Origin of the sequence: Marinobacter sp. ELB17 (assembly GCF_000169375.1) — a bacterium.
Lineage (GTDB): Bacteria > Pseudomonadota > Gammaproteobacteria > Pseudomonadales > Oleiphilaceae > Marinobacter.
Genome location: NZ_AAXY01000026.1, coordinates 41,753 through 56,745, shown reverse-complemented (window position 1 = coordinate 56,745; position 14,993 = coordinate 41,753). Strand labels below are relative to the sequence as shown.

The 14,993-nt window shown below is 55.3% G+C and carries 12 protein-coding genes; 7 read left to right on the top strand and 5 right to left on the bottom strand.

Annotation, left to right across the window (positions count from 1 at the left end; translation table 11 throughout):
• Positions 1–837: chemotaxis protein (locus tag MELB17_RS19095; RefSeq protein WP_007351979.1), on the bottom strand; the 837-nt coding region annotated here is incomplete at its 3' end.
• Positions 838–1,047: 210 nt separating this feature from the next.
• Here MELB17_RS19095 and flgA point away from each other — a divergent pair.
• From flgA to MELB17_RS19065, 6 genes are all read left to right on the top strand, one after another.
• Positions 1,048–1,749: a flagellar basal body P-ring formation chaperone FlgA gene (flgA, locus tag MELB17_RS19090; protein WP_036185575.1), complete on the top strand. Its 702-nt coding sequence runs from the start codon at positions 1,048–1,050 to the stop codon at positions 1,747–1,749.
• A 206-nt stretch (positions 1,750–1,955) separates the two neighbouring features.
• Positions 1,956–2,276 (top strand): flagellar biosynthesis anti-sigma factor FlgM, encoded by a 321-nt coding sequence (flgM, locus tag MELB17_RS19085; RefSeq protein ID WP_007351977.1) that lies wholly within the window; start codon positions 1,956–1,958, stop codon positions 2,274–2,276.
• A 7-nt stretch (positions 2,277–2,283) separates the two neighbouring features.
• On the top strand, positions 2,284–2,754 hold the full coding sequence (locus MELB17_RS19080; protein WP_007351976.1) for a flagella synthesis protein FlgN: 471 nt from the start codon (positions 2,284–2,286) through the stop codon (positions 2,752–2,754).
• A gap of 78 nt (positions 2,755–2,832) precedes the next feature.
• On the top strand, positions 2,833–3,441 hold the full coding sequence (locus MELB17_RS19075; protein ID WP_007351975.1) for a peptidylprolyl isomerase: 609 nt from the start codon (positions 2,833–2,835) through the stop codon (positions 3,439–3,441).
• Positions 3,438–5,108 carry an FAD-dependent 5-carboxymethylaminomethyl-2-thiouridine(34) oxidoreductase MnmC gene (gene mnmC, locus MELB17_RS19070; protein ID WP_007351974.1) on the top strand — a complete coding sequence of 557 codons (1,671 nt, stop codon included), beginning with the start codon at positions 3,438–3,440 and terminating at the stop codon, positions 5,106–5,108. The genes MELB17_RS19075 and mnmC overlap by 4 nt, the downstream gene beginning before the upstream one ends.
• An 11-nt stretch (positions 5,109–5,119) precedes the next feature.
• The gene (locus tag MELB17_RS19065) at positions 5,120–5,752 is read left to right on the top strand and encodes a CBS domain-containing protein (RefSeq protein ID WP_007351973.1); all 633 of its coding nucleotides are present in this window, start codon (positions 5,120–5,122) and stop codon (positions 5,750–5,752) included.
• A 44-nt stretch (positions 5,753–5,796) separates the two neighbouring features.
• Here MELB17_RS19065 and ligA read toward each other — a convergent pair whose 3' ends face one another.
• From ligA to smc, 3 genes are all read right to left on the bottom strand, one after another.
• Positions 5,797–7,908, bottom strand: coding sequence for an NAD-dependent DNA ligase LigA (gene ligA, locus MELB17_RS19060; protein ID WP_007351972.1), 2,112 nt, complete (start codon positions 7,906–7,908; stop codon positions 5,797–5,799).
• A 1-nt stretch (position 7,909) separates the two neighbouring features.
• Positions 7,910–8,980: a cell division protein ZipA gene (gene zipA / locus MELB17_RS19055; RefSeq protein ID WP_007351971.1), complete on the bottom strand. Its 1,071-nt coding sequence runs from the start codon at positions 8,978–8,980 to the stop codon at positions 7,910–7,912.
• A gap of 157 nt (positions 8,981–9,137) precedes the next feature.
• A complete protein-coding gene (smc, locus tag MELB17_RS19050) occupies positions 9,138–12,641 on the bottom strand; it encodes a chromosome segregation protein SMC (protein ID WP_036185569.1) in 3,504 nt (1,167 codons plus the stop codon).
• A gap of 255 nt (positions 12,642–12,896) precedes the next feature.
• Between smc and MELB17_RS19045 the strand changes: the two genes are divergently transcribed.
• Positions 12,897–13,823, top strand: coding sequence for a GGDEF domain-containing protein (locus MELB17_RS19045; RefSeq protein WP_007351968.1), 927 nt, complete (start codon positions 12,897–12,899; stop codon positions 13,821–13,823).
• A 39-nt stretch (positions 13,824–13,862) separates the two neighbouring features.
• Here the strand turns inward: MELB17_RS19045 and rluB are convergent, their stop codons facing one another.
• A complete protein-coding gene (rluB, locus tag MELB17_RS19040) occupies positions 13,863–14,966 on the bottom strand; it encodes a 23S rRNA pseudouridine(2605) synthase RluB (RefSeq protein WP_007351967.1) in 1,104 nt (367 codons plus the stop codon).
• Positions 14,967–14,993: the final 27 nt, after the last annotated feature.

The window sequence follows — 14,993 nt, the reverse complement described above, 5'->3', positions numbered from 1 at the left end:
CGCTTTATTAAACACACCGCTCAAGGAAGTGTGCAGCATAATAAACAGTTCGCTAATCAGCGGATTCTCTTTGCAGCGCGCAACCAGTGTGTAGCCGTCCATTTCAGGCATTTCGACGTCAGAAATCATCATCGAATGATGATCCGTCGCCTTCGAACCGTCGGCGGTGATCTCTCCCAGATAATCCAACGCCTGCTTGCCGTCATTATGGGTGACAACATCCATGCCTATCGCTTTCAGGCAACGCTCGATCTGCCGCCGGGCCACACTGGAATCATCCACCACCAACACCGGAAGATGACCTTGAATCCGCGATGCATTGCGGCTGAGAATGTCTTCACCAACGTCTTCTTTTAACGGAGCCACTTCCGAAAGAACCTTTTCTACATCAATGACCTCAATGAGTTTGTCGTCAATTTTGGTGACGGCTGTCAGGTATACATCGCGGCCTGCGCCTTTGGGCGGTGGCAGAATATCTTCCCAGTTCATGTTCACAATGCCTTCCACACCACTTACCAGAAAGCCTTGGGTTTTGCGATTGTACTCGGTAATGATCACAAAACTGGTGGCCAGATCTTCTTGAGGGATGGCCGGCATGCCAATCGCCATCGCCAGATCAATAATCGGAATAGTCGCGCCGCGTGTGTAGGCCACGCCGCGAACCACCGGCAGGCTGCTGGGAATGCTGAACAGCTTAGGGCACTGCAACACCTCTTTTACCTTGAACACATTAATGCCATAAATCTGGCGCCCGCGGAGCCGAAACAATAACAACTCCAGCCGGTTTTTACCGACCATCTGCGTACGCTGGTTAACGCTGTCCAATACACCTGCCATAGTTCTTTCTCCCGACGGCCGGGCTAACCGGCATAGTTTTTGCTCGCTTAAGAGTCTTGAAAGAGCAATTTTTCTGACATGCGCCAAAATATGGCGACTGCATGTCAAGTTTAACGGCCAGTGCCCGCGAATCGTGATGCCACCGGAATTATTTTTGCGCAGCACGGCCGACTTTACCAACACACCGGCAAAACAGGACGCTTTCACATTATGCGCAACCACACTCTTGTCATCGCCCTGCTCGGCCTATGCCTAAGCTCATTTGCGCTAGCAAACTCTACCGCACACGATATTCACGCTGCAGCTAATCTGTTTTTGCAACAGTTTGCCACAGAACAGGCCGCCGCAGGCTATGAAGTCAGCTATGAAAGTGCAAAACCCGACCCCAGATTGTCATTGGCTGAATGCAATGGTGCACTGGATGTCAATTTCAGCGGTGATCCTTGGAAATCCGGCCAGCCCTCTATGTTGATCGAGTGCAGCGGGGAGCGGCCATGGCGCATGTACCTGAGCGCTACCGTAGACATTCACGGACCGGCTTTGGTGGCTAGCCGCCCACTCGCCCGTGGCGAGCGCCTCCGCGCCGATATGGTGAGCCTACAGACCGTTGTGGTGAATGCCAGCCGCCGTGGGACCATTGCCGAAGCGCAGTCAATCATTGGTATGGAAGTTCGCCGGCCCATTAACAGTGGCTCGCTGATTACCCCGGATCTGCTTGCGGCCCCCGATGCCGTGGAACGTGGCGACCATGTGATGATCACCGCCAGCAGCGGTTCTTTCACCGTGAGTTCGCGCGGAAAGGCCTTGGCCAATGCAGCTATTGGTGAGCAGGTGCTGGTAGAAAACTTGCAGTCCTCACGGACCATCAAAGGTCGGGTGACTGCACCTGGCCAGGTGCAGATTCCGATGTAAGAAACAAACGAAAATAAGGCGACGCTAACCGGCACTTTCTTGCCGTTACATCGCATAAGCCCTTGCCGCCAAAGCACAAGCGGCAAAAACGAGCCGGCTACTTTTTGTAGAAACATATTAAAGCTTTCCGCGCCGCCGCCGTTACGCAATTATAGACGATATTTTGCGCCCCAATCGGCGCAGCAACCAATACAGCAGGTAACAACATGTCCGTTGACTTCAATGGAATCAACCAAAGCCAAATCAACACGCAGCGCCCCACCGCCGATAAAGCCGGCAGCGCGGCCAAAAACGCAACTGCGGATCAGGCCACAGCACAAAGTACGCAGGCCCGCGGTGAGAGTGTTAATTTGAGCAGCCAGGCCCGCGATCTTAAACAGCTAGAGCAAAAACTGGGCGACTTCCCGGAAATGAACGATGAGCAGATTTCTAAGATTCGCAGCGCTCTGGAAGATGGCAGTTACAAAGTAGACGCTCAACAATTGGCCCAGAAAATGCTTGATATGGATAAAAGCATATTTGGGTGAATAAATTATGGCCGCTATTGATGATCTAAAACACCTTCTTGCGCAAGATATCCGCCAGTTGTCTGCTATGGCGGATCTTTTGCGCGAGGAGAAAGAACTACTGTCTACCTCTGACATGAAACAGCTGCAGGCACTGACCGACGAAAAGAACGCCCAGCTGGAGCAAATTCGCGAACGCGCCAAACTTAAGATTCACGCTTTGGTAGCTATGGGTTTTCGTCCTGAGAGCGGCAATCCTTCCCGCTTCATTGCCGCAGCTGGCTTGACCGAACTCCACCAGCTCTGGCGCCAAGCCGATCAGGCGCTGACCCAGTGCCAGCAGCTGAACCAAAACAACGGCCGGGTCATGGCCCACATGCAAAAACGCCTGGCTAGATTAAGTGATATAGTGCGCGGAGCCAGTAGCCGACAGAAACTTTACGGCGCTGGTGGCCAGCATACGGCGGTGTCATCCAGTACTATTCTGGCCAGCGCCTGACGCATTATTAGTCTGATATGCGTCGCTGCCGTGCTTTGACCACGTTTTTTAATCGCAATCTGCCAAGGTAGCCAGAGCATGCCCGCTGTAAAACGTTTTTTGTCCGCATTTTTCTTTTCAGTCCTAGCCGCAAGCTGCGCTCTAGTGGGCACCGTCAACGCTGATGATAGCGCCATTCAGGATCTGGTTAACGTCGACGTCATAACCTCCGAAGGCCAATTTACACTTCAGTTGAGGCCCGATGTGGCGCCGGACACCGTGGCCAATTTTCTGGAATACGTGCGCTCGGGCTTTTACCAAGGCACCGTATTTCACCGGGTTATTCCAGGTTTCATGGTTCAAGGCGGCGGATTTAGCTCCGAGCTGCAGTCCCAAGAAACCCGCGCCCCCATCCGCAACGAAGCCACGCCGTCATTACCAAACCTGCGTGGCACCGTGGCAATGGCGCGAACCAACGCACCAGACTCTGCAACCGCCCAATTCTTTGTCAACCTGACCGACAACGACTTTCTTAATCCAAACTCGCGCGGTGCAGGTTACGCGGTGTTTGGCAAAGTTGTTTCAGGCATGGACGTGATCGACGCCATTGCCAATACAAAAACAGGATCGCGCAAAGGCATGAGTGATGTTCCGCTTCAGGCGATTACGATTGAAAGCATGTCGATTGTTGAAACCATGGCCCCATGACAGGGCCGGCGCTGGATCACGCTGAAATAACCTGGCTGGAGAATGGCCGGCTTTACTTAAACGGCGCCAGGAACCGAATTTATGACGAGTTCAGTCTGGAGAAAATTCAGATTCAGCATGTTGAGCGAGTCAAGCACTCTCAGCAGACGGTCTTTGCCGAGGCCGAATTCGGCCTCGGGCTGGATTTTCTGGCCTGTTGGCAGAACTGGATGGCTCAACGCCCTGAGCCCGGCAATGTTCTGCATTTTATTTCCCACCAGCAACACCCCCTTAGCCGTGACGATCTCAAGCGTGCAGTCTCACTCTGGCCGCAACTGGCCGAATTCAGCGAACAGCTGGTACAAGTTTGGCCACCCACCGTGGCGGGCCTACACCGATTGGTATTTGCGGATGGGCAAGTACGACTGACACTGCACTTTGGCCCGCAAGGCGACGCCTGGCACGACCTGAACAAACCCGATCCGCAGCCAGCCTGCCGCCCGGATTCCGTGGTGATTATCGGCGCTGGAATTGCCGGTGCCTGCCTGGCGCGCAATCTGGCAGAACGCGGAGTGCCTGTGCAAATACTGGATTCACTGGCGCCAGGCCAGGCCGCTTCGGGCAATAAGCAGGGTGCGCTTTATGCCAAGTTGGGGGTGGATTATTCGCCGCAAACGGCGCTAGCGCTATCTGCACTACTGTTCGCAGGACGTTTTTATCAGCAGTTTCAGACGCATCAGAGCAGCACCAGTCACGCGCCCTTTTTTCACGCCACTGGCCTTTTACAACTGGCCTTTAACGACCACGAACAACAACGCCAGCATAAATTTTTGGCCCGCAATCACTACCCAGCCGGCGTGCTGTATCCGGTGACGGCGCAACAGGCCACTGACTTGGTGGGTGTGACAGTTCATCGCGGCGGGCTCTGGTTTCCCCAGGGCGGATGGCTGGCGCCGTCGCAATTGTGCCAGACCCTGGTGCAACATCCGTTGATTACAGTGCACCCCCACTGCAGGGTAACCGGCTTGGTCCAAAACGATCGCTTATGGCAAATTAGTGCGCGACAGAGCAATCCGGCGACGGGGTCCGATAAACTCTTTAATCTAGAATCAGATCAACTGGTTATCTGCGCGGGTGCACAAACCCCCGAACTGTTCCCACAGGCATGGCTGGCACCTGGCGAGCGCCTGCGTCTAAAACCCATCCGCGGACAAGTCAGCCATTTACCAGCGGCTGCAATCACCTCGCCCAGCGCCGTTATTTGTGGTTCACGCTATTTAAACCCACAGCACGACGGCATATCGGTAACCGGAGCCACATTCGACCTACGCGATGGAAACCCGCTGCCGACCACCGCCAGTCATCAGGAAAATTTGACGGAACTGGACCGCTTGCTACCGGGCGTAGTAAACATTAACCACCCGGCTGTGGCGGACGAAATTCTGCAGGGGCGAGTGGCTTTTCGCTGCACCACCCACGATTATCAACCAGTGGCAGGCGCCGTCGCCACGCAAAGCATGAAGACTAGTGCCGGCGCCTGGATGTTCACCGGTCTCGGCAGTAAGGGTCTGACCTACGCACCGCTGTTGGCAGAATACCTGGCTGATCGCATGTGTAGCCAGCCAGCTGCCCTACCCCATGCATTGGCACACAGACTACGTGTCGAGCGCGTTTTACAGCAGGAATAAAGGAAACGCCCATGTCTATCCACGTTAGTGAACCAGGCCGGCCAATAGGAACGCGCCTGCCAGAAATATTTCGCAACCGCCGGGTGGGAGACGTGAGCGAGGTGCGCGAAGGCGCAAAAATAAACCCGGAGTACAGCGAAACAACAGACGCAGAATTCCAGGCTGGGGTGCAGGCTGGTAAACGTAAAGCCCAGCAGTATGGCCGCAGTACCGCCGGCGAACCTAAAGAGCATCGCGCCTACTTGCCGGTGTCGACTATGTGTGTGTCGGGCGTAGCATCGGTACCGGCAACAGCCACTATAACGGAGGCACTGGTCGCCATGGAGGAGAACCAGACCCGCTACTTAGCGGTTACGGTGGGCAACAAAATCATTGCAGGCATGGTCGACGAGCTCTGGCTGTTGGCTTGGGCCAACGAGTTCCCGGGCCAGGCTGCAGATCAAAGCCTGGCAACTATCGAGTTACCGGCATTTTTAACCGCTTTTCCGGAAACCGATGCACATCAGCTAGCGCGACTGATGCTAGCACACCAGCTAGATGCAGCCCTGATTATTGATACCGCTGGCGAGCCAATGGGTATAGTTACCAGCACCGACTATCTGCGTCTTTATGCCGATTCAGGCAGTTACCAAGCTAACGTCTGACGGCCAATAACACCAACCCTGTCATTTGATGCAATCAAGCGCAATCAGACCTCTACGTCATGCCCACGCAGCAGGTCTAATAGACCCTGCTCACTCAAAACCTCAACGCCTAACTGCTGCGCTTTGGCCAGTTTGGAACCTGCCGCTTCACCGGCCACCACACACGCCGTCTTTTTCGACACGCTGCCGGCCACTTTTGCGCCCAAACCTTCTAACTTTTGTTTTGCCTGGTCGCGGGTCATCTGCTCCATAGTGCCGGTCAGCACCCAGGTTTGCCCATGCAGAGGCATACTGGCCGCGGTAATTTCCTGGGTTTGCCAAATGACGCCAGCCTGCGTCAAATTCTGCAGAATTTCCTGGTTATGGGGCTGCTCAAAAAAACTGCGCAGGTGCCCAGCCACAATGGGCCCAACATCAGACACTGCTTGCAGGGCGCTTTCATCGGCTTCGGCAATAGCCTCCAGGCTGCCAAAGTAGCCGGCAAGGCCTTTGGCAGTGGCCTCGCCCACTTCGCGAATACCCAGCGCGTAGAGAAACCGCCACAATAACGGCTGACGGGAGGCGTCAATAGCCGCAATCAGATTACTGGCAGACTTGTCGCCCATGCGCTCCAGCACGGTCAGGTCTGCTTTGCACAGCCGATACAGATCGGCAATGGTTTCAACCTTTTTGCTGTCCACCAGAATATCCACCCACTTGTCGCCCAGACCTTCTATGTCGAGTGCTTTACGTGAAGCGTAATGGCGGATGGCTTCTTTGCGCTGAGCCGGACAAAACAGGCCACCAGAACAACGAGCAATCACTTCGCCTTCAATCTGTACAACGTCTGAACCGCACGCCGGGCATTGCGCTGGAAGCTCTATTACCCAGGCATCGGCGGGCCGTTTGTTTTGCACCACCTTGACCACTTTTGGGATCACATCACCGGCGCGGCGAATAAACACGGTATCGCCGATGTGCAAATCCAGCCGCCGCACTTCGTCCATATTGTGCAAAGTTGCGTTGGATACCGTAACACCACCGACAAACACCGGCTTTAAACGGGCCACGGGCGTAATAGCGCCTGTACGGCCGACCTGAAACTCCACGCTTTCAACCACCGTCAGCTCTTCCTGAGCCGGGAATTTTTGTGCGATCGCCCAGCGCGGCGCGCGACTGACGAAGCCTAACTGCTGCTGAAGATCCAGACGGTTTACCTTGAACACAATACCGTCGATTTCATAAGGCAGGCTGTCGCGTTTGGCCATCAATGCCTCGTAGGCCTCAAGGCACTGATCGGCTCCGATGGCGAGAGACATTTCAGGGTTGATGCGAAAGCCCCACTCACTGACCTGCTGCAAACCTTCCCAGTGTGTGGGCGGCAGCGCTGACTCGTCAGTAACCGCTACGCTGTAGGCGCACATTTCCAATGGGCGCCTGGCGGTCACGCTGGATTTTTTCTGGCGCAGACTGCCGGCAGCGGCGTTACGGGGATTTACAAAAGTTTTCTCACCGCGCCCAGCCAGTCGCTGGTTAAGCCTGTCAAAACCGGCGCGGGGCATATACACCTCGCCTCGCACCTCTACGGTTTGCGGAAAATCGCCACCGCGCAGGGTAAGAGGCACAGACGCAATGGTCCGTATATTGGCGGTAATATCTTCACCGGTGTAACCATCGCCGCGGGTGGCAGCACGGACCAGCTCTCCGTTCTGGTAATGCAGACTGACCGCCAGACCGTCGAGCTTGGGTTCGCACACGTACTCTATGGTTCTCTCTTCCTTTGAGTCCTCTTCCTTCGAGCCCTCTTCCGCCGTACTGTCTTCCCTGATGCTGTCTTCACCCGCGGTATTGCCCCGGTTCAGGCGCTCGCGCACGCGGCGATCGAAATCCCGTAAATCGTCGGCGCTGAAGGCATTATCCAAAGACAACATAGGGATACGGTGGATCACTTCCGCAAAGCTGGTTTCTACCGCGGAGCCTACACGCTGGGTCGGCGACGTTGCCGTCGCCAGTTCCGGATACTCGGCTTCTAGCGCCTGCAATCCACGGAACAGCCGATCGTATTCGGCGTCGGGAACTTGCGGATCATCGAGCACGTAATAATGATGATTGTGATCGGTAATGGTTGTGCGCAGCTGGTGAACCCGGTCACGCACGCTGGTATTGACTGAGCTCATGTTAATCCCGTTTTGAACGTTGCTTGCGCTCGAATTCTCGGATCCTCTGGCGGCAGTGCTCGGCGGTCTGTGATGTCATCACACTGCGGCGTTCGTCTTTTAGTTCACCTCCGAGATTACGCACCACGGCCTGCGCTGTTTCGTACATGAAGTTAAAAGCCTGCAGGGCATTACCCGGCCCGGGCAGGCTCATAAAAAAGCTGATGCCGGGCGTACTCAGAGTCGCGATTTCTGCGGGTCTGAAAGTGCCCGGCTCAACTGCGCTGGCTACGCTGAATTGCACAGGGCTTGCAGTATCGGTGGTTTCGTGGCGGTGGTAGATGTCCATATCACCGTATAGCAGGCCACAAGCTTCCAGAAGCCGCTGCAGAGCCGGGCCCTGAAACTCCCCACCAGCGCGGGCCAGTACGTTGATGACAATCACTTCTTTGGCCGGCGGGCGGTTGGCACCGGGCAAAGGCTGCGAAGGGTCGCGGGGCCGAGGCGCTGCCTTGGGCTTGGGCGTAGATTTCTCAATGACAGGTGAATCTACGTCTTCATCAGCGTCGCGGATATCAGGGTAATCGCTTTCAAGGCTATTGGTGTCGCCTACGTCTGCGTTGAAAGGCTCGGGCTCCCACTGATCGTGGGTGCCACTCAGCGGCGCTTCGGTAAATTCGCTGCTGTCGCGATCTGCGTTGGTACTATCAGCTTCGGTGCTATCAGCAGCGGTCACAAACGCCGAATGAGATTTGGGTGCCGCTGCAACTGTTGCAGGTTCAGAACTTTTGTTTCGGCCAGCTGCGATTACCGGCCGAGTCGGTTTTTGCACCTGGCGCGCGGTCCGTGATTTTTTCTTGGACGTGCGATCCTGGTCCAGCTCGTTGCGGGAAATGGTTCGAGCACCGCCTGATGGCAGTTCCGGGTTGAAATGCTCGTCCAGCGGCGAATCCTGCAGGCTATCAGCGCCCATGCCAGAGGAAATAGCCGAAGACTCTCTGCGCGCGCGGCGCATGCGCCGAATGCCGTCAACGACAATACCAATAATGACCAGGGTACCGATGGCAATTAGCCATTCCCTAAGTGGTGACATAGTGCTGCTGTCCTGTTTGCGGATCGGAGAATATTGTTACTATCAAAGTCAGTACTAGCAAATTTAGTACTATCAACGTAGGTACTATAAAAATTGAACCCGCGTAATACAACGCACAAACACGGCTTATGGCTGGATTGTCATACTCGCGGCCCAATCAGGCCTCCGCCAGCGCCGCGGCAGCTTCCACGTCTACTGTAACCAGTCGCGAGCAACCCGGCTCGTACATGGTCACACCCATCAACTGATCAGCCTGCTCCATGGCGATTTTATTGTGCGTAATGTAAATAAACTGTACCTGCTTTGACATCTCTTTCACCAAATTCGCGTAACGGCCAACATTGGCATCATCAAGCGGAGCGTCCACTTCGTCCAGCATGCAAAAAGGCGCCGGATTAAGCTGAAATATTGCAAACACCAGGGCAATGGCGGTCAACGCTTTTTCACCCCCGGATAACAGGTGAATGGTGCTGTTTTTCTTGCCCGGTGGCCTCGCCATGATGGTAACACCGGTTTCCAGCAAATCCTCGCCTGTCAGTTCCAGGCTGGCGTGCCCGCCACCAAAAACTTTGGGAAACAAGCCCTGCAGACCTTCATTAACCCGATCAAAGGTCTCTTTAAAACGCTGACGGGTTTCACGGTCAATTTTGCGAATGGCGCCATCCAGGATTTCCAGCGCTTCGGTCAGGTCCTCGTGCTGGCTGTCCAGATAGGTTTTACGCTCGCTCTGCACCTGAAACTCGTCAATAGCCGCCAGGTTAATGGCGCCCAAACGTTGTATCCGACTGGCGATCTTTTCCAGTTCCTCAGACCATTCCTGCTCACTGGCAGAATCGTCCAGCTGTTCAAGCACAGCGTGCAAAGTGATATTCAGCTCGCTCAGCAGCTCCAAATGGTTACCCGCGCGAATCTCCAGCGCCTGACATTCCATTTTCAGTGTTTCCAGCGTGGCGCGCACCTCCTGGATCTGTTGCTCGGTTCCGCTGCGGCCCTGATCGGCCTCGCGCACTCGACGGTCAAGATCTTCCAGCCCCTCGCGGACCTCAGACAGTTTGTCTTCTTCGGCAAGCCGGCGCTCAAGCAAGCCTTCCAGTTCCAGCTGAAGGTCTTCTAAAGGCTCTTCCGCCTGCTCGCGGGACTGCCGCAACAGCTCCAGACGCTCTTCCGCCCTCTGCTCTTGCAGGCGTGAGCGGCTGATGGTCTGGCGCAAGCCGTCGCGCTGGCTGTTCAGGCTCTGCAGCGTAAGTTGCAGTTGGTGAGACAGGTCGCGCTCATGACGGGCCTGCTGGCGCAGCTGATCGAGGTTATCGCGCAGCTCGTCACATTGTGCCAGCAAATATTCTTTGTGTTCGTCGTGTTCCTCTGTTGCCTCGAGACCCTGCTGCCACTCTTCCCGTGCGTACTCAAGTTCCTGATGCTGGCGCTCACGTTCGAACTCCAGCTCCGCGGCGTCAGCGTCAATCTGAGCCAAACGTTGGGTGATCTGTTCGCTACGAGCTTGCAGAGCGCCTAACTGAGCAGCAATGGTACTCAGGCGCTGATCTACTTCAGAAAGCTCTTGCCGGGCTTGCTCACGCTTCTGTTCTGTCCGTTCCAGCGCCTGATTTGCATCTGCGCTGGTGGTTTCTGCCAGTTCAAGCTTCCGCTGCGCCTGCTTCAATTGTGCTGTTAAGTTCAGCACGGTTTTTTGTCGCTCGATTACCCCTGTCTGGCTGGCATCGGCTGCAGGCATTAACACCCACTGCCGCCCCATCCATAACCCTTGAGGCGTTATCACACTTTGCCCGTGTTGCAGCTGTGGCTGCTGCTGCTGCGCTTGCTGATGGCTGTCTGCCACCAGAATATTCGCCAATGCGTCAATAATGGCCGCATTACCGCGTACCTTGGCAGCCAGACTGGTAGCCCCTGGCAACTCCAAAGGTGCAGCGGCATCGGCAGATACCAGCGCAACACCGGCAGGAGCATCGTCAAGCAACTTCAGTTGGGCTGAAAGCTGCGGTAACACCAAACCTTGGGAGAGGCGACCAAGCACTTGTTCGGTTGCAAATTCCCAGCCGTCATCAATATCTAAAGCAGCTGCCAGACGTGGCGCTTGGGTCAGCTGATGCTGGCCCAGCCAGTCCTGCAGCGCACCGTTAGTATTGCCTAGCTGCTCGGCCAGTAGTTGTTGTTGTGATTCAAGCGTGGCTTCGAGGCGTTGAACCTGCTGACGTTGCTGATTTTGATGTTGCTCAGTTTGCTGCTGCTGTGAACGCAGCTGTTGCAACTGCTGCTGGCTACCTTTAATAACTTCCAGCGCAGCCTCGCGCTGCAGACTAACCCTGGCTTGCAGCTCCCGCTGGTCTTTCAGGGCTTCGTGATCCAGTTGCTGCTGCAAATTATGGCGCTCGTGGTGCAGCCGTTGACCGCGCATTCGCAGCTGTTCAATGGCGTTGTCCAATGCGCGCATACTCGATTGTGTCAAATCGGCCTGTCGGTGCGCGTCTGCCGAACGAGCGCTGAAATCGTCCCAGCGTTGCTGCCAGTCCGCCATTGCATTTTCGGCGCTTTGGAGCTGTTCACCAGAGGCTTCAGCACGCAGGCTTGACTCTTCCTGCTCTGGCTCAAGCATTGCCAACTCTTCTTCAAACGCTGCAAGTTTGTCGTTATCTTGCTCCAGCTCGCGAGCCAGCTCGCGTTCGCTGGCGAGTGCCTGATCAACCTCCAGACTGGTTTGCCGACTGCGATCGCGGCTGTTCTGTACGCTTTGTTCAATCCGCGCAATGTCTGCCCCGGCTTCATAATAACGCGCTTGGGTAAGGCTAAACTGCTCGTTGCGCTGCTGATTTTCTGCGCGCAGATTTTCGAGCTGTGTATCCAGCCGAATACGCCCGGTCAGGTGCTTTTCCAGTTGTAATTCGGTCTCGCGAATACGCCCATGCCCGGATTGCAGCCCGGTATTCAGATGTTGCCAGCGCAACACGGTCAGTTCGGCCTTTTTGCGACGTTCGTCATGCTTAAGGGTTTTGTACGTTTCAGCGGCAACCGCCTGCCGCTCAAGATGTTGAAGTTGCCGGCCAAGCTCGGCGCGCACGTCACTCAGGCGCTCGAGATTGTCCTGGGTGCGGCGAATGCGATTTTCGGTTTCACGGCGGCGCTCTTTGTACTTGGAGATGCCCGCCGCTTCCTCTATGTAGACTCTGAGTTCCTCAGGCTTCGCTTCGATCAACCGGGAAATCATGCCTTGTTCAATGATAGCGTAGCTGCGCGGCCCAAGGCCGGTGCCAAGAAACAGATCGGTAATATCGCGGCGGCGGCATTTGGTGCCGTTAAGGAAATAATCGGATTGACCTTGGCGGGAAACCCGGCGGCGTACAGAAATCTCACTGTACTGGGCGAATTCACCCGGGGCCGAACCATTATGATTGTCGAACAACAACTCGATTACAGCCTGGCCCACCGGTTTGCGCGCGCTGGAGCCGTTGAATATGACATCGGTCATGGATTCGCCACGTAAGTACTTGGCTGAGCTTTCACCCAATACCCATCGCACCGCATCTATGATGTTGGATTTGCCACAGCCGTTTGGCCCCACTACCGCTGTCATGTTTGACGGAAAGGCTACCGTGGTCGCATCCACAAACGACTTGAACCCTGACAACTTTATGGATTTCAAGCGCATAGACTATGTAGCTCGGCTCATCATGGCAACGGTGAATGATTTTTAAGTTTAACACACGAGGACCCACCAAGGTGCGTCTGCCGATTTTTTGACAAAAATCCGATTAAGCCACTGAAATTTGAAAAAAAACCAAAAAACAATTCTCAAGACATTGATTAATAAGATTTTTTATAAAATAGGCACAATATCTGCTCTTACTCTGCCAACTACCCAGTGTGCAAACTGCCACGCAACGACAGAGTGAGTTGAGCCACCGTGAAACACATATCGCCTTTCCCGCTTACAGCGTCACAGCCACAAAAACTAGCAGAGCTGCGCCAGAGTTTTGAGGAATGGAACAGCGAACCCGGTATTCTCAACCGCCTGGTGCGCCGGCTTTCAACCACCCTGAAACTGGACGCACAGTTGACCATGCTGGCAGAAGAAATGGCACAGATCGTTCCTTTTGATGCCTTTCAGTATCGCCATCAACTAGCTCGCCAAGAGTTTGTGTTTACCACTGGCATGGGCGGCCCCCACCGCTGTGAGTATCGCCTGAACCTGGAGGGCGAGAATTTTGGCACCTTGTCACTGCATAGGCGCAAGCGCTTCAGTAGCGATGAGCTGCAAGCCGTTGAGATGCTCATTGGTACGGCAATCTGTCCACTGCGCAACGCTTGTCAGTTCAGCGCCATGGAACAGGCATCATTGACTGACTCACTGACCGGGATTGGCAATAAACGCGCCATGGACGAAGCCTTACAGAAAGCTCAGCTGCTAGCCGGTCGTCACAACGAGACATATTCACTGATCCTGTGTGACCTTGATCACTTCAAAGCAGTAAACGACAACTGCGGCCATGTGGTTGGCGACATTGTACTGAAGCGCGCTGCAGAAGCGCTGGAGTCCGCCGTGCGTAGTTCCGACAGCGTTTACCGGTTCGGCGGCGAAGAATTCGCAGTGCTCTTGCCGCACACGGATCAGCTTGCAGCGGTAGATGTGGCCGAACGTATTCGCTTAGCCATTGCTGCTTTACAAATTGATAGCGAAGAACATTCAGTGGCGGTAACTATCAGCTGCGGCGTTGCGCTTCACCGCGCTGGTGAAGGCTCGGGGCAGTGGCTAGCGCGCGCAGACGAAGCTCTTTATCGTGCTAAAGACCAGGGTCGCAACTGCACACGCGTGTTTGCCACCATCAGTTGATGGCAGCTCCGGTTGTTCTAAGCCAGCTTCACCCAACTTTTAACCGCGGGGTTTATCGTTCCGGGCCTTGCCGCCACTGCGCTGCGGTTTAGAGTCTGCAACCGCCCACTTGCGAGCGCCTTGTCCAGATTTTGACCCGGGGGAACTTGCCGCACGATTGCTGCGATTGGTTACCGGAGCGGCCTTTCTTTGCTGGCGCGCCTGCGCCGCCGCTTCATCCGGTGTCTGTTGCGGAACCGCCATTTTAGCCAGGCCAACCGTGCGGCTCAGCAAATCCACGGCTTTCTGATCCAACTCTTCCCATTTACCCACGGTTAATCTGCTGGGCAAAAATATTGAGCCGTAACGAACCCGTTTCAGGCGGCTGACGCGCACGCCTTGGGATTCCCAAAGGCGCCTCACTTCACGGTTGCGCCCTTCCAACAAAGTCACGTGAAACCACCGGTTCATACCGGTACCGCCGGCGGCGGAAATGTCGCTAAATTTAGCCTCGCCGTCTTCCAGGGTGACGCCGGTGCGCAGGCGCTCAATCATGGCGTCGTCTACTTCACCAAAAATACGCACCGCGTATTCCCGATCAATCTCGCTAGAAGGATGCATAAGCCGGTTAGCCAGCTCGCCATCGGTGGTAAACATCACCAGGCCGGTGGTGTTTAAATCCAGCCGGCCAATAGAAATCCAGCGGTGTTCACGCAATCGCGGCAGCCGGTCGAACACGGTTGGGCGCCCTTCTGGGTCTTTGCGAGTGGTTACTTCGCCTTCTGGCTTGTTGTAAATCAGCACCCGGCGCAAAACCTCGGCAGCGGCAGCAACTTCCAAGCGCTTGCCGTCGAGTTCAAAAACATCGCTCACCGTGGCTTTCTGGCCTGGAGTAACGGGTTTGCCATTTACCAACAGACGACCCGCGTCCATCCAGCCTTCAATTTCGCGCCGCGATCCAACACCGGCGCGTGCCAGCAATTTCTGAATTCGCTCAGGACCGCCTACTGGCAAAGTCGCCAGCGCCTCTGGCACAGGTTTGCCTGGCTTCGCCGCTTTTGCCGATGATTTCGCTGGGTTACGGCGATTAGCGCTCGGCTTGTTCGCATTCGATGCTGATTTGGCTGCCGGCTTGCCGGTAGTCCAGGGGCGTTCTGACGCCATGGGTTAATCCTTAAATAACGGACCGAT